The organism is Rubellimicrobium arenae (assembly GCF_017916275.1).
Lineage (GTDB): Bacteria > Pseudomonadota > Alphaproteobacteria > Rhodobacterales > Rhodobacteraceae > Rubellimicrobium > Rubellimicrobium arenae.
Genome location: NZ_JAFMST010000002.1, coordinates 1 through 20,896, shown reverse-complemented (window position 1 = coordinate 20,896; position 20,896 = coordinate 1). Strand labels below are relative to the sequence as shown.

Genomic DNA, 20,896 nt, shown 5'->3' with positions numbered 1-20,896 from the left:
GATTCACGGTCCTTCCTGCCCTGGACCCGGGGCCAGCTCGCCGCCGGCCCGGTATTCGACCCAGAGCCCGCCTGGGTCTTCTGTGACGCGTGCCAAAAAGCCCGGCTCCTGCGTCAGCACTGTTCCGTCGCGGTCCTGGCCCCTTGGGGCGTCTCCACGGAGCAGCCGCCCCGAAGTTCGACGCACCAGTGCGTACTTGAGCTCCGGCCAGGGCATCCTCCAGCCACGAACGCCCTGCCGCATCGCCACAGCTTCGTTGGTGGACAGGAGCGCCACGAGCCGGCGATCCGTCATCCGCTCCAGCCCTTTCCCGCTCAGGGTGGCATTGTGGCTTCCGTGGTGCCCGACCTTGTAAAGGGTCGTGCGCACCAGGAGGTCGTCGACCGTCACGGGGCCATGGGGTCCGGCATAGGTCCGGTCATACCAGGACTCCCAGTTCCCGACCTGGGCGTCAGCCGCGAACAGCAGCACCTCGCCGTTGCGAAGTTCAAAGGCGAGTACGAGGCTTGTGTTATTGGTGTCGCTGTCGAGCTTGAGTGCCAGCGATTCTGCGGCACGGACCCAGTCACCGTCGATCCGGCGATCCGCCTGGTGCGCGCGACAAAGCTGGTCGTCCTGGCACTTGTGACCCTTGGGAGGTTTCCTGCCTTCGTAACGGCATGGTGCGCGTTCAGCCACATAGTGCTGATGCAACCACCACCGGAGGCGTTCCTGCTCCGGACCGTCCTGATGGCGCGCCGTCCCAGCCCGAACTTGTGCCCCTGTGAAGCTGCGGTATCTTTGATCGAAGGGCGACGACTCCGCGGGCGCTTCCGCCTGCCCACCGGTGCCGGCCGCAGCCGCAGCGAGGCGTTGAAGTGCGCGGATGTTGGCCTTGTCGTTGGCAGGAAGAGCTTCGTGGCCCTCGCCGTTCAGGTAGGTCTCGCGTCCGGGACCCTGAGACGGTCGGTCCTTGAAGAGACGCGTTTCGTCGCGGGGTGGTCCCAGCACATACGTGCGCAGTGGCGTGGAACCAGGGGTGCTCAAGACCTGCCCGGGCTCAAGATAACGGATCTGCCGGGCACGCTGCCGCACCTCTTCGATGATGCGGTCGGTTGTCAGGGCATCTGCGGCGCCAAGACCAGGAAGCGGCCCGAGAAAGCCTAGGACCCCGGCACTTGCGGCGTCAGAGGCCGCCAGAGGACGGCTGGGGTCAGCTTGGTCGACTGCGCCCAGCCCCAGGTCGCCTAGCTCCCGCCGCCTCCGGCCGAAGCGCTGTCTGAGCGCTTGGGCTTGGAGATCATCGGGTTTCTCGGTCCAGGCAAGCCAAAGCTCGCCGATCTCGAGCGGGCTGCCATCGAGCAGCAGGTCGTGGGCGTGGGCAAAGCCCGACAGGTGGTCCCAGTGCTCATGGGTCAGGACCAGGAGATCAAGACGCGGCTTGTCCCCCTCAGAGACGTGCTTGCGCAGCTCGGCAAGGATGTCCGCGGCCACCCGGCGCATCGTCTCCTTCGCAGCGGGAGCCCCGTAGAGCACCCCGCAGTCGATCAGGATGTGAGCGGGCTTCCCGCCGTCTTCCAGGCGAAGAAGGAAGCAGTCGCCGAGAAGGCCCTTGTACATGCGAACCGTCACGGTCTCGGGGAGGGCGGCGGCCATGCCTCAGCAACCATGGACGAAGGCAAAGGGCTCTGCCCTGCCGTTGCGGCCAGACAGGGCGAGGCCGAAGACGTCGCTGCCCCGGAACTTGCGCTGCCGTTCGAGCCGAACTTCGTCGTCGATGCTGTTGCGGATCACCGTGCGCAACCGGCCGTCGCGCATGTCGATCAGCAGCGTCGCCCCGCCTCGGAACCAAAAGTCCGGATGGTCCCAGCGCTCTTTGTCGTTTTCCGCAAGAGCGCCGCTATCGGCCAGGGCCTGCCGTTCGGGATCGTAGTACGCCCGGCGACGCTGTGTGATCTGAATGATGAGTTGCTGCAGTTCCTCCCCGTTGGGGCCTGCGCGGCGCGCGATGCGGACGGAGTGCACCTCGATCGCAGGGAGGTCTCTGCCCATCATCTTCTTCATCTCGGACGAGGTCGGGATTGATCTCAGCGCTCCGCCCTCCTTCATCTTGACCCCAAGGAGCCTTTCCCATTCGTCTTCGTGATTGGCCGGCGAGGGCCGGTTGAACCAGGACCAGGTGGCCCGTTGGTTCCAATCGATCACCTTGAGAGCGCTTTCCCGGTAATTCGGATGGCGCTGCGGGGCCTGGCTACGGTACTGGACCTGGTTGGCCGGGTGTTGTTCAAGGAGCCGCTCCCGGCTTGCCGGGCTGGGCAATCCCCCTTTGGGAGCGGCCGACTGCTGGAACATGTTGGACAGGCGCAATTCCGAGAGGAGGCTTGCAAAGAGGCCATGCTTGCGCTCCTCTTCTTCAAGCTTTCTCCCAAGCACCGGCGAGGGCCAGGCGAGGCTGTCCGGCGACATCGACAGGCAGCCTGGCACAAAGATGCCCCGCTTGCGGAACGCCTCAATCAGGGCGATGCGGTAGCGCATGGGGTCGTCCGGCACGAGGTCGGCGTCTGCGGTCACGATCGCGCGCAGGTAGTCGCCGAAGTTCGCGTCCACCGGCGGCAGGTAGTCAAGCGCCCGCACACACATCCGCAGAACATGGTCCGCCGCCTTGGAGGCTTCTGACGCCAAGCGCGCGACGAGGTCGGGGGGCAACTCCCGCCCGTCGGGCCTCGAGCCACCGATGGCGAGGCGCATCAGGTCCGCAGTGCGACGTTCGTAGATGGTCACGAAGGCGTCGAATACGGCGGCCACGAGGAAGCCGCCACGGTCATGAGCCTCGGCTGTGTCGGCTAGGGTGCGGCGCGGACGATCGGTTCTCTCTCTGTCCGGCTGACCTTCCGCCGTCCGCTCGGCCGCCTTGAGCTCCTCGTCAATGAGCTCCAAGGCATAGCGGAGTGGGCCATTGCGGCCTCGGGCCTGTCCGAACTGACGTGCGAGCCCCGTCAACAGGTTGCTTGCCCGGAGCGAGCCGCGCGCCTGAGCGATCTGATGGGCCACAACGTCGGTCATGGTGAAATGCAGAAAAAGCGCTACGAGATCCGCAAAACCCTCGTGAAAGGCCAAGGAGTCGGGGTTGCTGGCCTCGATCGAACGACGTCGCATGCCGTGCAGAATGGCATGGGTCGTTTCGTGGGCGATGATATCCTGTGACAGGCAGGTGAATACCCAGCCGCCATCCTCGAAGTCCCCGCCACCGCCCTTTTTGAAATAGCCGAAAAGCAGAGCCGTCTTGTCAGGGCTGTAATAGGCGTTGGCCTCCCGCAGCGCGTGGGGGTAGATGCGCAAGCGCTTGATAAGTTCGTAGGTCTGAGGCGAATTGTCTGATTCGTCCCCGGGAGACCTCTTGGTCTCGCGGGTCCAAAACACCGGGCGCCCCAGGGCTCGCTCGAACAGCCGGATTGTCTTCATCGCGACCGCGAAGACCATTTGCTGATGAAACTGCGGACGCCCTTCGGAAGGAGGCAGCCCATCCTGTGCAAGCAGCCTCGCGTCGTTGAGCTCGATCGGGGCGTAAAAGAGGTCGCAGGCCGGGTCGTAGTCGATCACTTCCAAATAATCGTTGCACGGCCCGATTGTCACTGGATCCTCCCACGCGGTTTCCCAAGGGAGGCTGATCACCGCATCGTTGATGACGGCGGTTTCCAGCTCGATCGAGGCTTGCGGATCAAAAGCATAGACACGCAGCCGCCGTGCCGCAGGAGTCGGGTTTTCGGAGTCCGGCACGTTTCATCCTCCCACACCTTACAGATCAGTCCCTCGAAATGGGCTGCTCTGACTTGGAACGAAGGTTCATGTGATGCCTGCCGGAATTCTAGCACCAGGCTCATCATAAAGAAACAATGAATCGCGCAGCGCGAAGGCGGGGGCGGCTGGCCCCCGGAGCGCGGGACGGGCCTGCGCCCGGCTCGGCACAGGCGAGCGCCATGCGGGCGGGCTGGCGGGGGATGGCCAGCCATGCGCCAGCGCGCCATCCCCTCCGGCTCGGCAGTGTCAGACGAACTTGGCTTGAGCGGGGCAGGGGCTCTGCCTAGCCTGGTCGGATGACCCAGCGCAGCCCGTTCAAGTACTTCAAGACCTCACCCGAGGTGATCCGTCTCGCGGTGATGATGTATGTGCGGTTCCCTCTCTCGCTCAGGAATGTGGAGGACCTGCTTCATGAGCGCGGCATCGAAGTGAGCCATGAGACGGTGCGGTTCTGGTGGTTGCGCTTTGGGCCGTTGTTCGCAGCCGAGATCCGAAAGAGACGGGTGAGCGGGATGCGCGCCTCACGCTGGCGCTGGCACCTCGACGAGGTGTTCGTGAAGGTGAACGGCGTGCAGCACTATCTCTGGCGCGCGGTGGACCACGAGGGACAAATGCTGGAAGCCTTCGTCTCGAAGACGCGGGACAAGGCTGCAGCCCTGAAGTTCCTCAAGAAGCTGATGAAGCGGCACGGGAGAGCCGAGGAGTTCGTGACTGATGGGCTCAAGTCCTACGGGGCAGCTCTCAAGGAGATCGGAGTCCAGGACCGGCAGGTCATCGGTCGGTGGGAAAACAACCAGGTCGAAAACTCCCACCAGCCATTCCGAAGGCGAGAGAGGGCGATGCTCCGGTTCCGGCGCATGCGAAGTTTGCAGACGTTCGCCGCCGTCCACTCATCCGTCCACAACCTGTTCAACACAGAACGAAGCCTCTCTCGTCGACCAGTCTATAAGCAGGCTCGCACCGCCGCTCTGGCTGAGTGGCGGGCGCTCTGCGCCGCCTGAGATTTCACGCACCTGCCGAATTCGAGACGAGTTCGCATTGGTCTGACAGCACCCTGCGCGCGCCTCGATGTCATTGCGCTGCCTGACGAGACTGCGGCCCTCGGCGAGCACCATTCGGAGCAAGGAGGATCAGGGGCGGCCCCGGTGGGGCCGTCCCCCGACGAGCGCGACGGCATCGGAGTCGGCCGCCACGGGCAGCCCGATCGACTCCCGCGCCGTTTCGTAAATGTCTGACAGCAGCCGCTCCTTTGAGACCTTGCGCCCGACGAGCTGCCACGCGGCCGCGACGAATGCTTCCTTGTCCAGTGCGGTGATCAGGGCCGGCGTCGGGTAGGCCTCGAGGAAGGCCAGGAACCAGTCGCTGCGGCTGTTGCCGCGGAAGCGCTCGGCCTCCGGGAAGTAGAGCGGCAGGTAATGGGTCAGCAGCCGGTGCCAGAGCTCAGTCTTGGCCTTGGAGATCGCCTCGTGCGTCTTCGACAGCTCCTGAAGGTCGACGAGACCGTGCGCCAAGGGATCATGGTAGTGCTGCACGGCCCCGATACGCAGCATGTGCAGGATGATCTGGGCATCCTTCGGATCGTTCTTGTCCCAGCCATTGGTGAGCGCCTGGCGCGTCCGAGCGAGGGCGAGCGACGAGATCAGTCGCACCTCGAACCCGGCTTCCAACAGGCGATGCGCCAGCGGGCGATGATAGTTCCCGGTCGCCTCAAAGCCGGCGAGGACAGGACGCCCATACTGGCCGAGCGCTTCGATGAGCCGATCGTGCTCAGATCTCGTGTTGAGGACTGACATCCGCCGGCGCCGCGCTCTTCCGGGCTCCTCGATCAGAACCTCGTTGCGGTGCTTTGCAATGTCGATTGCTACCAGCAGGGCATTGTCTGGCGTAAGCTTCGTGGTGGTCATGGTCAGTCTCCTCTCCGGTGGCGTTTGGCCACTTCACCGTAAGAGACCTGACATCCGGCCAGGACCGCCGGCTGCGCTGCGTGAAGGCTTCGCAGCTGGCCATGGCCCCCCCCAGAGCATCGCTTCCGAATGTGCTATTGGCCGGAGTTCGCCGGCCGGGCCCTGGACCAGTGGGCCTATTTGAACGGCGTGGAGTTGGACTTCTCCCGGCCGGGAGAACCCACGGACAACGCCTACATCGAGGCCTTCAACGGTCGCCTGCGAGCCGAGTGCCTCAATACGTCCTGGTTCCTGTCGATGGCCGACGCCCGGGACCGGATCGAGCACTGGAGAAGGGAGTACAACGACGAGCGACCCCACTCAGCCCTGGGCGGCTTGACGCCTCGGGCCTACGCAGACCAAGCTCACCTTGCCCGAAACCTTGCATAAACTCTGGCCCAAACTCGGGGTCAGGACCATGAAGCAAGACGAGTTCGCATTCGTCTGACAGCACCGATTTAGGAATTGACCAGCAGCGGTCCCATAATAAGGCGGATGTGCCGCTCCCCCCGCTCCAGCATGCTGGAGACAGTGGCCGTCTCGCTTGCCACAAAATTGCCGAAATGCGCTGTCGTCACATCCACGATCACATCCGACAGCAGGAAGGGATCAACATCAGTCCTTATTTTGCCACGCTGCTGATAGGCGCGAAATAGTCGTACATACTGGCGACGTATCAGCATGTTCAGGCGGAGGCCGGTGCGACTGGCAGGGCCGTCCGGTTCGATGTACTGCGCCGACATGATGACACGCCAGCATTCGCGCGACAGGTGGCGCATGTTCTGACGGGCGAGCAGCGCCTCGAAGGCCAGAATCGCATCGACGGGGTCTTCGGGAAGGTCCTCCATCAGCTTCCGGCGTTCAGGAAGTGCGGTGCGAACGTGCCGGAGCGCAAGTTCCATGAGCAGATTGGGCTTGGTCGAGAAATAGTTGTAGATCGTGGCTGGCGCCACCAGCGCCTGCTCTGCGATCGCTTCGATGTGGGTTCCCTCGTAGCCGTGCTGGCCGAACAGGTCCGATGCTGCAGTAAGAACTTGCTCGAAGCGCTGCTTCTTGTGCAGCGCTCGAAGGCTCACTCGCGCCATCCCAGCGACCTCCAACACACCGATGTCAGGCCGACCAGAAGGTCGAATGACCCTTGGCCTTGAGCCAGACTCCATGTTTAACGTTGACACGAAAGAATTGCAACCGCTAGGCTGGATTAACGCCGAGCCCCTGCAGTGTGCCAAGCGCTGCGAGCGCAGCGAAGATGTATCTGCCCCTCGAGGGCGCTGGAAATTTGCCGCTTCAGAGAGTGTGACCACACTTCAAGATAAGGAAACCATGCCTGCATTGCCCGTGAACCTGCCGTCATGGCCAGCGAATACGCGCTGGAGCCCGTGCGACCATTTTTCCGTGATCTGAGACAGGTTCGAACATGAGCATGTCGGCCTCCTTCCACCCGGTAGAGCAGCGCGGGATTGATATATCCCACATGCGGGTCGTTCGACCCATTCCCTACGGGAGATATCTTGCGGTCGCGCTGATTCTTCTTGCGGCTGCCTTTATCGTCAAATCCTTCGCCGAAGGTCAGGTGGACTGGTCCGTCACCTGGCAGTATATGTTCTGGCCGAATATCCTGCTGGGCCTCGTCAACACGATCTGGATATCGATTCTTTGCATGTCGATAGGCATCGGCATCGGGCTCGCCTGCGCCTTGGCGCGGGACTCGGTCAATCCTGTGCTGCGCGGGGCCTCGATCTTCTATACTTGGTTCTTTCGCGGGGCTCCCCTGATCCTGCAGCTGCTGCTCTGGTTCAACCTTGCGCTCATCTTTCCGCGCATGAGCCTGTTCGGGCTCTTCGAGGTACGCACGGTCGACGTCATCACGCCCGCGGTGGCTGCGGTCCTGGGCTTTGGCCTGAATGCCGGAGCCTATGCGTCAGAGATCATCCGCGCTGGCCTACTGGGTGTCGATCGCGGTCAATTCGAAGCGGCCAAGGCAATCGGCATGACGAACTCCATCGCGCTGCGCCGCATCGTCATTCCGCAGGCCATGCGCACCGTTCTGCCGCCTTTGGGCAATGAGTTCATCAGCCTGATCAAGATGACGTCGCTCGCCTCGATCATCGGCTTCTCCGACCTGCTGCGCAGCGTGCAGAACGTCTACTTCATCAATACCCGCATCATCGAGCTGCTGATGGTGGCGACGGTGTGGTATCTCGTGGTGGTCACTGTCCTCAGCATCTTTCAGCACAGGCTTGAAACCCGCTTCGGACGGGGCTTCGCGAGTGGAGTACGGCGGTGAGTGCCTTGTCCGATCCCATTCCTCTCGTTCGCGCCCGGGGCGTTGGAAAATCGTTCCACGGGTCCATCGCGCTCGACGATGTCGGCATCGATGTGAGTCGGGGAGAGGTTGTCTGCATCATCGGACCCTCCGGGTCGGGCAAGACGACGTTCCTTCGGTGCATCAACCAACTGGAGACGTACGACAAGGGTGCGATCTGGCTGGATGGAGAACTGCTCGGCTACCGGGAGATGGGCGATACGCTGCGCCCGCTGTCAGAGCGGGACATTGCCCGGCAGCGCAGCAAGACGGGAATGGTATTCCAGCGCTTCAATCTGTTTCCCCATCTGACGGCCCTGCAGAACATCACGGAAGGGCCCGTGCGCGTGCTCCGTCAGGATCGCGCCCGGGCTGAAAGCTCCGCGATGGAGCTTCTGAAACGGGTCGGGCTGTCCGGAAAAGCCAGCGCCTATCCGTCGGAACTCTCGGGTGGGCAGCAGCAGCGTATCGCCATCGCGCGCGCGCTGGCGATGCAGCCGCAACTCATGTTGTTCGATGAACCGACATCCGCCCTGGACCCAGAACTCGTCGGCGAGGTGTTGAGCGTGATGAGGGATCTCGCGGGCATCGGCATGACCATGCTGGTCGTCACGCACGAGATGGCCTTTGCACGCGAGGTCGGGGATCGGGTCGTCTTCATGGACCGGGGTCGTGTGGTCGAATCCGGCCCGGCAGGTCAGGTGATGACCAGTCCGAAGGAGGAGCGCACGCGCAACTTCCTCAGGCTGGTTTCGCGTGCCTGAAGCATGCCTCTGCCTGAATATTGGATGCTGGCGCCGCGATGCTCGGTCCGGGCGTCCCCTCGACGGCTGGTCCATGTCAGCACCAGATTGGCGCGACAATGCAGCAAGTGGAAGTCCGTTTGATCGGCAGGAGTTAAGCCCGAGTGGGAGGGCACGGATATCGAGCGCACGACATGATCAAGGCTGAACCTTACGACTGGCCCTATGATGGCCAGATCGATCCGACTGGTCTGGCCGCATTGGCCATCGATCTGCAACGCGACTTCCTATCCCCTCAGGGCTACTTCGCGCGTCTGGGATACGATCCGGGTCCGCTACGGGCCATCATCCCCGCCGTGAACCGGGTCACCCGCGCCGTCCGCGGCATCGGCGGGCTGGTGATCCATACACGCCAGGGCTACCGCGCAGACCTGGCTGACATGACGCCGTTCGAACGCTGGAGACGGCAGCGCAACGGGCTGGACGGCACTGACGCTCTGCTGCGCGGCTCCCCGGGCTTCGAGATCGAAGACGATGTTGAGGTGCTGGGCGGGGACGTGGTCGTGGACAAGACATGCAACGGCTCGTTCACTCACACGGACCTCGAGCACATCCTGGGCGCCCGAGGCATAACGCACCTCATCATCATGGGTGTGACCACCGAGGTGTGCGTTCACTCCACGCTGCGCGAAGCGGTGGACCGCAACTATCAGTGCCTGACCGTTCTGGACGCCTGCGCCAGCGGGGACTTCCAGAACCATGAGGCGGCGCTTCGCATGGTGACGGTGGAGGGCGGCGTATTCGGGAGCCTTGCGACGGCGGCGGCGGTCGAAGCCGCGCTGGCACGCCTCGAGCAGGCGCCCCGCCGGACCGGCCGCTGAGCGCAGGCAGCACTCAAGGACATCGCGTCTGGACCGGTTGTGTCCGGGTCATCCCTCCGTCCCGCCAGGTCTTCTCCAGCGAGCGGACCGCATGATCGATGCTCGTTCGGCTGGATTTCCAGCGCAACTCAGCTGGGGCGGGGCAGGGAGTCGGCCACGCCGTCCGGTCCAGGGCCGCTGCCGTCGCCAGTTTCGGTCGACGGGGGTCCCCATGGAGGCGGAGCCGCGCCTGCTATCCGCAGGCCAGATAGCTTTCGGCAATGGAGCGCATTTCGGCGCCGGACAGGGTGGCATTGTGTCCGCCGTGGACCTCGGCGACCTCCAGTGCGGCGAGACGGCGCATCGTCTCCCGATAGGCGCCGCGATTGGAATGCGGGAGGTCGTCGACGATCTGGCCGGCATAGATCGCATCGCCGGCCAGGAGCCGGCCTCCAGCCCGGTCCAGGAGGCCGATCGACCCCGGGGAGTGCCCGGGCAGATGGAGGGCCACGAAGCAACGGTCGCCGAGATCGATGACCTGCCCTTCTTCCACCGTCCGGGTGAGCGGAGCCGCGAGCAGGCGATAGGCATAGATGTCCCAGCCTGGCACGGGCAGAGTGGATACCGGCACCTCGCTTTCGCGAAAGCGATGAGCCAGGGTTTCGGAGTCAGGCATGGTGGCGAAGGCTTCGGATTCGGCTTCGTGGCCCAGCCGCTCCGGAAATTCGTGAAAGCCGCCGACATGGTCAGCATGAGCATGGCTGGCGATGGCGATGACCGGATGGCCAGGAGTCAGCTCAAGTGCTGGGCGAAGTGGCTGGAGGCCGAGGCCGAAGTCGAACACGAGGTCGGCTCGGCGTCCGCGCACATGAAAGATGTTGCCGCGAAAGAAGCGGTGAACCTCGGGCTCCCAGAGGCGGGTGATGCCGGGGCCGACAGTCTCTCGCTGAAACCAGGTCATGTTCTCTCCTGCCGTCCATGGCTGGTCTTGAGGTGAGAGAAACCTGTAGTCAAGATCAAGTTCATAGTCGAATATACATTGGGCTGCCCCGCGCTGCTGCAGGACTTGATGGCTCTGGCGAAGATCAGAAATCCCGTCGCTGCCACCAACCTCCGGCGCACGAACCGATCAACCCAACAAGGGAAATTGAGATGAATGAGTCGATGCACGATCTTGTCGTCCGAACGATTGCAGCAACGCGCTTTCCGTTTCCGGGCCAAACGACCTGGCCAGAGGGCTACGTGACCAACACGAATGTGCCCGAACGAACGGTCTCCATCGACACGCCTGTCGGGCCCCACTTCCCCGATATCGTCATCACGGACAAGGCTGGCGTCATTCGCGAGATCGGTGAGGTGGAGATGGACATCGACGAAGCTGCCGTTCCCTGCCTGGCGGCCGGATCTGCCCTGACGGACAATGACACGTCCACACGCGTCAAGCACTTCTTCATCTATGTTCCATCCGGGCAGGAAGCCAAAGCCCAGAGGCTCCTGGATGAGAACGGCATCTCCTATGCCGGGGTCCGCGGATTCACCGTCAGTGCCAGGGGTGAAGTCGGTGTCATTCCCTTCGTGACGGCGGGCGACGACTATGACCATCAGGTCACGCCGCCCCAGGTCGTCAGATCCCCGGGCGGGTGATGAGAGTGCGGCGTCGGCCCGGGTCGCTCCTTCCTACGGCTCGATCAGGGCCCACGGGCTCGGAAACTCGGGAACGGAGACGGCGATCAGCGTTGGGCCAGCCTCGGCCATGGCCCAACGCAAGGCCTCGGCGAAGTCCTTGGGGTTGCCGACCGCTCGGGCTTTGGCACCGAAGCTTTCGGCGAAGCGCACGAAGTCGGGATTCGTCAGATCCGAGGCGATGACCTTGCCGTACTGCTGACGCTGGATCCGCTGCACGTTCCCGAAGGCCCCATCGACGAAAACGACGCCGATGGCTGCGATCCCGTGATGCACGGCGGTCGCCATCTCGTTGCCGGTGAACAGGAACCCGCCGTCTCCGCACAGGGCCACGACCACCCGCTCGGGGCTGGCGGACTTCACGCCGAGAGCCGTCGAATAGGCAAAGCCCAGGGTGCCCTGATAGCCGGGTGTGAGGACCTGTCGCGTCCGGCTGACGCGGAAGCGGTCTGCGGCGACGTAACCGATCTGCGTATAGTCCGCGACGAGGTGGGCGTCGTCGGGAAGCGCGTGTTCGAGCGCCCCGATGTAGGCCATCTGCGGTGCAAGTTCCTCCGCGATCCGGCTGGCCACCTCCTTCGCATGTCGCGCAATCTCGGCAATGCGCGTCTCGTTTCGGGCCGGTAGGTCCCGCAGGCCCTCGGCGATGGCCGACAGGGCGAGCGGTCCGTCCGCAGCCAGCCTGACGGCAGGCGGCAGAATTCCGAAGCGGCGGGGATCCGTGTCGATCCGGATCACCTTCTGGTCGGGGTGCAGGCCCCATTCCACCGGCAGCCGGTGCAGGCGGGTGCCGACGGCAAGGATCACGTCGCTGCGTGACCAAAGCTCGCGCCCCTCCGCCAGGCCGATGGCGAGGGGATGAGCGCTGGGCAAAAGACCGCGTCCCTGAAGATGGGTCATCACCGGCGCGCCAAGGCGTTCCGCGATCTCGGCCAGTGCCGCTTCGGCGCCGTAGGCCCCGGCGCCCGCCACGATCAGTGGCGTGCCTGCCGTCGCCAGAAGCTCGACGGCCAAAGCGACTTCGGACGCGGCGGGCGCCAGACGTTGCATGGGCGCCACCGCTGCCTTTGCCGTCGCTGAGGTGTGGTTCCGGAGCACGTCGGCAGGCAGTTCGACGGCAACAGGAGCGATCCCCACGGCGAGCTTGCGAAACGCGGTCTCCATCAGCGGGAGGACCTCGTCGGCGTGGTGCGCGATGCCGTGCCAGCGGGTGAGGCCGCGGACAATGGCGGTCTGATCGGGCAGTTCGTGAAGTTCGCCGCCGCCGATGCCTATTGCACTGCTGTCGACCTGCCCGATCAGCGCCACCACCGGGGCATGGACCGCGTAGGCCGTCGAAAGCGCTGCGGTCGTGTTGAGAAATCCCGGCCCTGGCACGCAGGCATAGACCCCGGGTCGACCGGTGGATTGCGCATGGCCCAGAGCCATGTAGGCCGCGCCCTGCTCGTGCCTCGCGCTGACAACCCGCAACCAGTCGCTGGCACCGTGCAGCGCGTTGAAGAGGTGATCGAGTTGCAGACCCGGCAGACCATAGAGCGTCGTGACATCATTGGCCCGGAGCGAGGCAACGACCGCCTCGCCACCAGTCATGTGGATCGTGTTCATGCGTGGCTATCCCGGATGATCAATCATTGCGTCATCTCTCCCGGTCCGGAGGACGCTCTCCGGATGATCGAAGTCGGCGTGGCAGAGTCCGAAAGCCGCCCGGCGAGGTTCCACTGCGGACACCAAAGTCGCCGCCCATGGTGCCGCCTGCCTGCGGCTCAGGGGATGCTCCAGTCGTAACCGCGGGACGTCTCCACGTACTCCGGCCAGTGGTAGTTGATCGGGGCCTTGAAGTCCGGCGGCAGTAGGGGCGGGAGCCAGTTCGTTCCACCGACGCCACCACCGGTGCGCTCCCGGAACTCCGCCTGGATCTCCGCAAGGGCTTCGGGCCGGGTCAGGAGGTCCAGGAGCGTGGTCGCGATCACCTGCGCGGCCTTGCTCCACATCGGATCGATGCAGGCGGGCACGCCGCCCATCGCGTTTCGGGTCCATTCGTGATACCGAAAGCCTGGGTGCGGAGGCCTGAGCGTGGGTCTGGCGACGTAAAGCCGTACGGTCGGCGCGTGCCAAGTGTAGTCGACGTAGTCGTCGGCTGCATAGTTCAACTGCCAGGCGGGAAGCTGGCGTCGAAACGCGTCCTCGGCCTCCCAGGGAGGAGTCAGCTTCTCCATCTCCTCGAGGAAGGGCTCCTCCAATGGGTCGAGGTCGAGGGACCGCTGGATGTCGCGCGCGAAGGCCTTGGCCTCGTCCGACCAGACCGGCGGGCCAAGGCGGGCAAAGTTCGCGAAGGTCAGCTTGGCAAAGGCCTTGTTCGGCAGGCCCGGGCGCGTTCGGGTGATCCAGGCCTTCTCGACGCGGCAATGGGTCATCGCGGCGATATGCTCGGCGTTCCGGTCGAGTACGTCGAAGACGGCTTCGCACATCGCGAGAGTCGGGGCTCGCATGGAGTATTGGATCTGCCCGATCCCCGGCGCGATGTTGTCGGCCGTGGCCTGACCGGCGATGGGGATGAACTCGTTAAGGGTCCAGCTGCCGCTGTGGGGCAGCATGGATTCCTTCATCATCTTCGAGTTCGTGTACATCAGGCAGACAGCGTCGATCGCGCCCGGCGCGCGAGCCATGGCGTGAACATGCGCCACGGTCCCGCCCGAGGCCTCGCTCTGCCAAGTATGGGGGTCGTCGCAATGGAAGGTGTAGATCCTGCTCCAATAGGGGGCCGAGGTCGTTTCCCAGAAGCAGCCGTTGGTCAGGGCCGGAAAGGAATGCGGGTGGAAGCTGAGGGCGGCGTCCAGGCCATCATAGTATCCGTGCGCGGCATGGACCGGCTTTGAGCCGCACATCTTTTCGGCAGGCTCCCCGAAATAGACGAGGGTGCCGGTGATCCCATGCCTCTCCATGGCATGTTTGGCGGCCAGGAACCCCGCGAGCGACCCCATGCCGAGCGCGGAATGAGGATCGGTGTGGCCAGCCGCGCGGGGGCTGGCGCCGGGACGGGGCGCGCGGTAGGGGACGGGCGCCTGCGACTGTCCTGGCACAGCATCGTATTCCGCATATCCCGCAAGCACGGGGCCGGGCCCGTTCGACCAGCGCGCGCGGAATGCGGTCGGCATCCCGGCCGTGCCCCGTTCCACGGCGAAGCCTTCGGCCTCGAGCCGGTCCGCATACCAGCGCGACGACCGGTACTCGCGCCAGGAGGGCTCATGGAGGTTCCAGATCGTCATATGATCCTTGGAGAACGCCGAACGGCGTTCTTCAAGGAAGGTGAGCGCATCCGTCTGCGCGGCAGTCCAGCCTTGGTCAGTGCTATCCATGTCCGATCGTGTCCCAGGTTTGCAGCGCGGCCGAGCAAAGGAGCCCGGCGCGCCCAGGAAATCGTTCTCGCAGGAATCCGGCACGATCTCGGTCCCATGCAACTCCAGGCGGTACACTGAAGATCGGGAACCTGCCCCTGCACGGACATCTGCCTAAGGCCCGCCGCCCGCGAGCCGACGGCAGGACCTTTTTCCGATCAGCTGGACGCGCAGGAGGCGGGAGCTGCGGCTGGGCCATCCGCGGCTCCGCCCGGCTGCCGCCCGACGCTGCAGGCTCGGATGCGATCAGCCCTCAAACTCCGTGCCGACCGTCACGTCGGTATAGGCGCTCAGGTCGAGCTGGTACTTATCGATCAGCTCGGCATAGGTGCCGTCTTCGATCACCTGGGTCAGAGCATGGACGAAGGCGTCGCGCAGCTCGGTGTCCGTCTTGTTGAAGGCCATTCCCATGAGCGCGCTGCCGACCGGTTCCCCCAGCGGTCTGAAGACGCCGGGATCGTTGGTCATGTAGGTAGGAATCGATTCCAAGCCCTGCATTGCTGCGTCGGCGCGGCCTGTCTTCAGGTTGATGAGCAGCTGCGACGCATCAGTGTCCTCCATCACGGTGATCGGGTCGAGCCCGGCCGAAACGCAAAGCTCGTCCGAGACCGCCTTGATGGTTTCGGGATAGCTGGTCGCGCGGATGGTGGACACGGTGAGGCCGCAAAGGTCCGCCGGAGCCTGCAGGTCCTCTCGACTATCCAGAGCGAAGAACTGACCGCCCGCCCGCAGGTAGTGAACGAAGTCGAAGTACTCTCGCCGTGCGGGGCGGTCGTAGAAGCCGCTCATGATGAGATCGACGCGCCCACTCTGCAGATTGGTGGTGAGCGCCTCGAAGGCCCCCACCTCATATTCGACCTTGACCCCCAGGATCTCGGCCATTGCGGCGGCGAGTTCGATGTCAAACCCTGTGAGCTCGCCGGTCTCGGGGTCAGGGTACTCCATGGGGACGTAGGGTATCTCAAGTGCGATCCGCACCACCCCGGCTTCGGAGATGCGATCTGGCAAGGTCTGAGCGCTGATCGTCGTGCCCGCGAGGCAGGCCGCGGCCGAGAGGAGTGTGGAGACGGCGAACTTCATCTGGATTCCCCTGTTGTGCTGGCAAGAGCCGGTTATCCCGGCTGCTAGATGTTGGCTCACGCGCCCCACGGACGGTCAGGCGAGGGTTGGTCGTTCCGTGGGTTCACCCATCCGATATGGACGGCGGACAACGGGGGGCGCGCCAACTATCGTTCCTCTCCGGCCACGGCGCGTGGTCATGCTGTCATCTTCGATCGCCCGTTCTTGCTGTCAACTCCAATGATAGTGGCCACCCGACATTCGGACGTCTCGGCATCGCGACTGCTCAATTGTCGTGCCAAACCTCCGAACTGGCGGCACGCCCCAGAGGCCCGATGACCCTGCTCCCACAATGACTACCTGGGTTCATCTGCACGGCTGAAATGCTGCCGAGCGCTTCCAGCGGCCTTTGCCTCGAGACCTTGCCGGAAGTCGTGTCGCCCCGGGAGCGCCCCGCTCGACAGCAGTGACATTAAGGGAATCGCCAGAGCCCTGATCCGCGCCAGGGCGGCAGGTTCCGCTGCGGAAACCTCAGGTCGCCTTGGCTCTCTCGATTCTGCAAGCAACCGTGCCGACAGGACCGGCAACGCCTCTATCGGACCGAATGGCATCATCCACGGCTGGAGCTTACGAGGTGATCGATCGCATCCGTCCAGAACGGCACCTCGTCGGTGCGTGGGCTCCAAGAGCCGCTACTCACGAGAGCACGTATGTGAGCGGCAATCTCCGTCATCGGCGCGAACCACACGTCGCCTTTATCCATCATGTGCTCAATGAGTCCGGTCATCGCCGCCGCTCTCGCCAGCCGCCCGGACACGAAGGGGTGCCAGACCGATATCCACAGCCCGCCATGGGCCCAGGCGGCATCGAACTCGGCGCGAAACACCTCCATGGCCCGGTCGGGGGACTGGATGGGCATCATAAAGCCGAACTCTTTCATGTTCACGTACTGCACCCAGTCATCCAGCGCGTAATCGGAAGGGAGCTCGACAAGGGATCCCTTCTGCGACTGCAGGAGATAGGGAATATCGTCGCCGACAAGCGAGGCGTCGTAGGTGAAGCCGCGTTCCACCAGAAGATCGGGCGTGTATTCGGAGAGAGCGTAGGCGGGCGCGCGGTATCCCGTCGGCCGAGACCCGACCACGGTGTCGAAGGCCTGCAGCGCCCGGTCGAGGACGCGCGCCTCGTCGGCGGCAGAAAGCGTATTCGGACGTTCATGCAGCCAGCCGTGATGGCCGATCTCATGGCCGGCCTCGACCAGGGCCTCGATCGCCCGAGGGTAGGTTTCGATGCACCAGCCAGGAACGAAGAAGGTCTGCTTGAGGCCGTAGTGACGGAAGATATCGACCAGGCGAGGGACCGCAATGAACGGCCCGTAGCGAAGGGCCGAGGAGGTTGCGAGTCGCGATGGCGCCGCCTCACGATGATAGAGATGGAGCAGGCTCTCGGCATCCAGATCAAAGGAGAAGCAGACGGCGCAACGTGCTCCCCCCGGCCAGGGTGGCGGGTTACGGATGAGCGAAGACAGCATGGAATTCTCCTTGTGGCCGAGTTGCTCAGGTGTTTGTTCGCTTGCCCGAATGGAAGGCGACAGCCGTTCCGGCAGGGATGACTGGCGCTGCCGGCGCCAAGAGCGCGGATCCGGATCCCGTATCGGAACCCTCGGGGGCGCCGTCCCGTCTCCGGCACGACTGCGCCTCCGGGGGTGGCGAAGGAAACGGCAGTTCCAAGGAAGGTTCGGGCGCTCGGGTCAATTGCAGCCTTCAAGCTGGAGCCGCAGTCCATCCCGTCAGTGGTTCGCGCCTGCGGCCACCGCCAGACTTCACCTGAGCTTTATCGGAGTCAAGGCTATATATAAAGTAGACTCCAGATAAGGGGCGGGTATGATGGCTGCCGAGAGCTATGCAGAGGGGAAAGGCGTGGGCGGGGCGGGTAGGGCGGCACGGCACACCGAAGTGCCGTGGCTCAAGCGATCTGTCGCCGGGCGTCACGACCGGCAGACCCCGGCGGAGCGGTCGCCCCGCAGGCCGGCGCCGGGGCAACTACGGATCGACCCGAGGCACATGTGCGAAGGAACAGCGAATGGGTGATCTTTCCGGGCGAACGGCCCTCGTGACCGGCGCCGGCAGCGGGATCGGGCGTGCCACTGCAACTCGGTTTGCCCAGGATGGCGCGCATGTCGTCGTCCAGGACGTTGCGGGTGACGCTGTCGCGGAGGTGGTCGAGGTCATCAATCGTCAGGGCGGCACGGCGACGGCATCGGTCTGCAGTGTCGCCGATGAGGGGGCCATTCGACAGACTGTGGTCGACTGCGGCGGGGTCGACATCCTCGTCAACAACGCCGGCGTGCCCGGCTACAATGCCGTGATCGAGGACATCGACCGAACGGCCTACGAGCGGCTGTTCGAGGTTCATGTATGGGGAACCTTCGCCGCAACTCGCGCGGTTCTGCCCGAGATGAAGGCACGGCAATTCGGCCGTATCGTGAACATCGCCTCGAACCGGGGGCAGGTGGGGTTCGAACGCTCCAGCCATTACGGGGCCGCCAAGGCGGCCGTGATCGGCTTGGCCAAGTCCTGGGCGCGTGAGTTCGCGCCCCATGGCATCCTGGTCAATGCCCTGGCGCCAGGGGTGGTGAGGAGTGGGATGACGCTCCGGTATGGCGAGGCGGCCCTGGCCGAAGAGGCTCAGCAGAATCTCGTCAAGCGCTGGGCTGAGCCGGAGGAGATGGCGGACTGGATAGCGTTTCTGGTTGGACCGCGCGGTGGTTACATGACGGGGCAGGTTCTTTGTCCCAATGGCGGCGATCCGATCGTCGGAATCTGACTTTCCAAGCTTGGGGTGCGTGCGATGTCTGCGATGACCGAGAATGAATGGCGCTACAACCAGCTGATCAAGATCTTTCCGTCCGAGGCCGAGCCGTCCTTCGAGGACGAAGATCTTCTGACGCGCTGGTGGGGCAGGCCCTGGGGCTGCCGGAATGACGTCGGCAAGCTGCGTGCCGTGTTGATGCACCGACCAGGGCCGGAGATCGAAACCGTCGATACGTCCAAGCGCTTGGAGATGGGGGCGTTCGGCGACATCCAGAAAGGCTGGTACTGGCGTGGTGCCGAAGGCCCCGACCTCGCGGGTATGCAGGCCCAGCACGACGCCTATGCCGCCGCTCTCGAGGCGGAAGGCGTCGAGATCGTGAGGCTGGACCAGGTTGGCCCGGACCGGATGAAGTCCTGCTACACCCGTGACGCCGTGATCGGCGTCGGGGGTGGCGTGATACTCACGCGCCTTGGACCGCGGATCCGGCGCGGCGAGGAAGCGCAGGCCAGTCGGACCTTGGCCCGGCTTGGCTGCCCCATCCTCAGGACGCTGTCGGGGACCGCTGTGGCGGAGGGAGGCAGCTTCGCTTGGCTGAACGAGAGAACGGCGGTCTTCGCCTTGTCCTCACGCGGCAACGAGGAAGGCGCTCGGCAGATCGAGGAGGTTCTGCGCAGCCAGGGCGTGGAACTGATACGGATCCACCTGACCGGGTATCGGCTGCACATCGATGGCATCTTCCTGATGATTGCTCCTAATCTCGCCCTGATCAACCCTGCGCAGCTACCCTTCCCCTTTCTGGAAAAGCTGAAGGCTCTCGGAATCGAGACCATCGAAGTCCATCACGAGGACAATCCCTGGATCATCAACGGTCTGGCGGTCGCGCCGCGACGGGTCATCATCACGGAAGGTGCGTCGAACTACACCCTCGATCGGCTGACGGCTCGGGGCGTCGAGGTCATCCCGATCCCATACGACCTGATGTGCTCTGGGGGAGGCGGTCCGCATTGCTCGACGGCGCCACTCATCCGGGACTCCGTGTGACTGCCGAGGCACCGCGAGCATTGGAGGCTGAAACAATGACCGATCAGGATCATCAGCGCGTCATCCGCTTCATTGCGGAGAACCGCTTCCCCTTTCCCGGGCAGACGGACTGGCCGGTAGGGTACGTCACCCTGGTCAACGGGGACAGGCAGCTTCACAGCATTGAAGGGACGGACGGGCCACACTGGCCCGATATCGTGATTCTCAACGAGAAGGGCCAGCCTTGCCGATTTGGCGAGGTCGAGACGGACCTGAGCGAGGCCGCCGTCACCCGATGGGCAGCATGCGCCGCCGCCGCTGACACCATGAACGAGACCGGGGTAAAGAACCTGTTTGTCTATGTCCCGAGGGGTATGGCCGCGGGGGCGCTGGAGCTATTGGATCGGAACGGCATCTCCTTTGCTGGACTTCGCGAATATGCGGTCGAGGACGAGCGTGTCGTCATAACTCCCGTTCTCACCCGAGGAGATCGATACGATCATCAGTGACATGGTGGCGCAGGCGGCGATGCTGCACAAAAGAACTTGTCTAGGCGGTGTCAGAAGGACGTGTTGAGCGGGGCAGGGACCCGCTACCCTCGCGCGCATGACATTGATCCTGTGCCCAGACGAAAGAAGGGCAGGGCGACAAGGGGCGGCCTGATCTGTTTCCTCCGACAGTGCCCTTGTGCCTTGTCTGCCCTTGTGTCCGGGCACGAAGACGAGCACTGAAGCCAGAGCGCCGATGAGCGTCACCATGCACGGGCCTACCTCGTCGCCCAGCGGGGCCGACCCTGCTGCGATCGATGGGGTTGCGGTCGATGTTCGTTGCCTGAGTAGGACTATCATTCTCCATCTGCGAGAAGGCGAGACTGGTCATTTTGGGGGCAGTGGAGACCGGCCACACCGGGTTGGCATCGACTCGGCCAGGTAGCGGCCGCATCAATGCCGGCCAACTCGACCCCGAGCCGAATCTTATTGCTCTCCAGATCCTGGAGCTTGTTTCGGATGCTCGCCGGGGCGCCGTCACCGGACATGGTGACCTCTGCGCCGGATCAGCGACGAGTTCGCATTCGCCTGATGGGAGTGCGAACTGGTTCTGTATCAAAGCACCCTGATCCAAGCGGCGCAGAGACCGGCAGCCACCAGCGCCCGAAACGACTGCGGTTGACCGACGCGTCACGCGCCGGTCAACCTCCTCATGACAGATCAGACGCTGACCCTCAGCATCTGCCAGGAGTGGGGTGGCAGGGTGATGCGAACGGTGTCCCCTTCGACTGCGGTCCCATGTCCCGGCC

General features: G+C 64.1%; 17 protein-coding genes and 2 pseudogenes. 10 read left to right on the top strand and 9 right to left on the bottom strand.

Going from position 1 to position 20,896, the window contains the following annotated elements:
• Positions 1-3: 3 nt before the first annotated feature.
• Together J3P31_RS02790 and J3P31_RS02785 are read right to left on the bottom strand one after the other, a co-directional pair.
• Positions 4-1,473, bottom strand: coding sequence for a ComEC/Rec2 family competence protein (locus J3P31_RS02790; protein ID WP_210526892.1), 1,470 nt, complete (start codon positions 1,471-1,473; stop codon positions 4-6).
• A gap of 165 nt (positions 1,474-1,638) precedes the next feature.
• Positions 1,639-3,756: a gluzincin family metallopeptidase gene (locus J3P31_RS02785; RefSeq protein WP_210526891.1), complete on the bottom strand. Its 2,118-nt coding sequence runs from the start codon at positions 3,754-3,756 to the stop codon at positions 1,639-1,641.
• Positions 3,757-4,073: 317 nt separating this feature from the next.
• Between J3P31_RS02785 and J3P31_RS02780 the strand changes: the two genes are divergently transcribed.
• Positions 4,074-4,778, top strand: a complete 705-nt coding sequence (locus J3P31_RS02780) for an IS6 family transposase (protein ID WP_210526890.1) — start codon at positions 4,074-4,076, stop codon at positions 4,776-4,778.
• Positions 4,779-4,832: 54 nt separating this feature from the next.
• Here J3P31_RS02780 and J3P31_RS02775 read toward each other — a convergent pair.
• Positions 4,833-5,681, bottom strand: a pseudogene (locus J3P31_RS02775) (IS110 family transposase); the annotation flags it as partial.
• 141 nt (positions 5,682-5,822) lie between these two features.
• Between J3P31_RS02775 and J3P31_RS02770 the strand changes: the two are divergent.
• Positions 5,823-6,110, top strand: a pseudogene (locus J3P31_RS02770) (integrase core domain-containing protein); the annotation flags it as partial.
• Positions 6,111-6,178: 68 nt separating this feature from the next.
• Here J3P31_RS02770 and J3P31_RS02765 read toward each other — a convergent pair.
• Entirely contained in the window at positions 6,179-6,796 is a 618-nt protein-coding gene (locus J3P31_RS02765) for a TetR/AcrR family transcriptional regulator (protein WP_210526889.1), read from the bottom strand.
• 55 nt (positions 6,797-6,851) lie between these two features.
• On the opposite strand from J3P31_RS02765, the gene J3P31_RS02760 reads away from it, so the two are divergent.
• From J3P31_RS02760 to J3P31_RS02745, 4 genes are all read left to right on the top strand, one after another.
• Positions 6,852-7,124: a hypothetical protein gene (locus tag J3P31_RS02760; RefSeq protein WP_210526888.1), complete on the top strand. Its 273-nt coding sequence runs from the start codon at positions 6,852-6,854 to the stop codon at positions 7,122-7,124.
• Positions 7,125-7,137: 13 nt separating this feature from the next.
• A complete protein-coding gene (locus tag J3P31_RS02755) occupies positions 7,138-8,007 on the top strand; it encodes an amino acid ABC transporter permease (protein WP_210526887.1) in 870 nt (289 codons plus the stop codon).
• Positions 8,008-8,012: 5 nt separating this feature from the next.
• Positions 8,013-8,789, top strand: a complete 777-nt coding sequence (locus J3P31_RS02750; protein WP_210526886.1) for an amino acid ABC transporter ATP-binding protein — start codon at positions 8,013-8,015, stop codon at positions 8,787-8,789.
• 173 nt (positions 8,790-8,962) lie between these two features.
• Entirely contained in the window at positions 8,963-9,649 is a 687-nt protein-coding gene (locus J3P31_RS02745) for a cysteine hydrolase family protein (protein ID WP_210526885.1), read from the top strand.
• Positions 9,650-9,881: 232 nt separating this feature from the next.
• Here the strand turns inward: J3P31_RS02745 and J3P31_RS02740 are convergent, their stop codons facing one another.
• Complete coding sequence (locus J3P31_RS02740) at positions 9,882-10,589, bottom strand: MBL fold metallo-hydrolase (RefSeq protein WP_210526884.1); 708 nt, start codon at positions 10,587-10,589, stop codon at positions 9,882-9,884.
• A 191-nt stretch (positions 10,590-10,780) separates the two neighbouring features.
• Between J3P31_RS02740 and J3P31_RS02735 the strand changes: the two genes are divergently transcribed.
• Positions 10,781-11,272, top strand: a complete 492-nt coding sequence (locus J3P31_RS02735; protein WP_210526883.1) for a hypothetical protein — start codon at positions 10,781-10,783, stop codon at positions 11,270-11,272.
• A 33-nt stretch (positions 11,273-11,305) separates the two neighbouring features.
• Here J3P31_RS02735 and J3P31_RS02730 read toward each other — a convergent pair whose 3' ends face one another.
• The 4 genes from J3P31_RS02730 to J3P31_RS02715 form a co-directional block, all read right to left on the bottom strand.
• Complete coding sequence (locus J3P31_RS02730) at positions 11,306-12,916, bottom strand: thiamine pyrophosphate-dependent enzyme (protein ID WP_210526882.1); 1,611 nt, start codon at positions 12,914-12,916, stop codon at positions 11,306-11,308.
• 158 nt (positions 12,917-13,074) lie between these two features.
• Positions 13,075-14,667 (bottom strand): zinc-binding metallopeptidase family protein, encoded by a 1,593-nt coding sequence (locus J3P31_RS02725; RefSeq protein WP_210526881.1) that lies wholly within the window; start codon positions 14,665-14,667, stop codon positions 13,075-13,077.
• Positions 14,668-14,952: 285 nt separating this feature from the next.
• Positions 14,953-15,786, bottom strand: a complete 834-nt coding sequence (locus tag J3P31_RS02720; protein WP_210526880.1) for an ABC transporter substrate-binding protein — start codon at positions 15,784-15,786, stop codon at positions 14,953-14,955.
• Positions 15,787-16,375: 589 nt separating this feature from the next.
• Positions 16,376-17,296 carry a polysaccharide deacetylase family protein gene (locus J3P31_RS02715; protein WP_210526879.1) on the bottom strand — a complete coding sequence of 307 codons (921 nt, stop codon included), beginning with the start codon at positions 17,294-17,296 and terminating at the stop codon, positions 16,376-16,378.
• Between the two features lie 581 nt (positions 17,297-17,877).
• On the opposite strand from J3P31_RS02715, the gene J3P31_RS02710 reads away from it, so the two are divergent.
• From J3P31_RS02710 to J3P31_RS02700, 3 genes are read left to right on the top strand one after another with little or no spacing between them, the layout of a single operon-like run.
• The gene (locus J3P31_RS02710) at positions 17,878-18,591 is read left to right on the top strand and encodes an SDR family NAD(P)-dependent oxidoreductase (RefSeq protein ID WP_210526878.1); all 714 of its coding nucleotides are present in this window, start codon (positions 17,878-17,880) and stop codon (positions 18,589-18,591) included.
• A 33-nt stretch (positions 18,592-18,624) separates the two neighbouring features.
• Positions 18,625-19,620 (top strand): dimethylarginine dimethylaminohydrolase family protein, encoded by a 996-nt coding sequence (locus tag J3P31_RS02705; RefSeq protein WP_210526877.1) that lies wholly within the window; start codon positions 18,625-18,627, stop codon positions 19,618-19,620.
• 35 nt (positions 19,621-19,655) lie between these two features.
• Positions 19,656-20,108 carry a hypothetical protein gene (locus J3P31_RS02700; RefSeq protein WP_210526876.1) on the top strand — a complete coding sequence of 151 codons (453 nt, stop codon included), beginning with the start codon at positions 19,656-19,658 and terminating at the stop codon, positions 20,106-20,108.
• Positions 20,109-20,896: the final 788 nt, after the last annotated feature.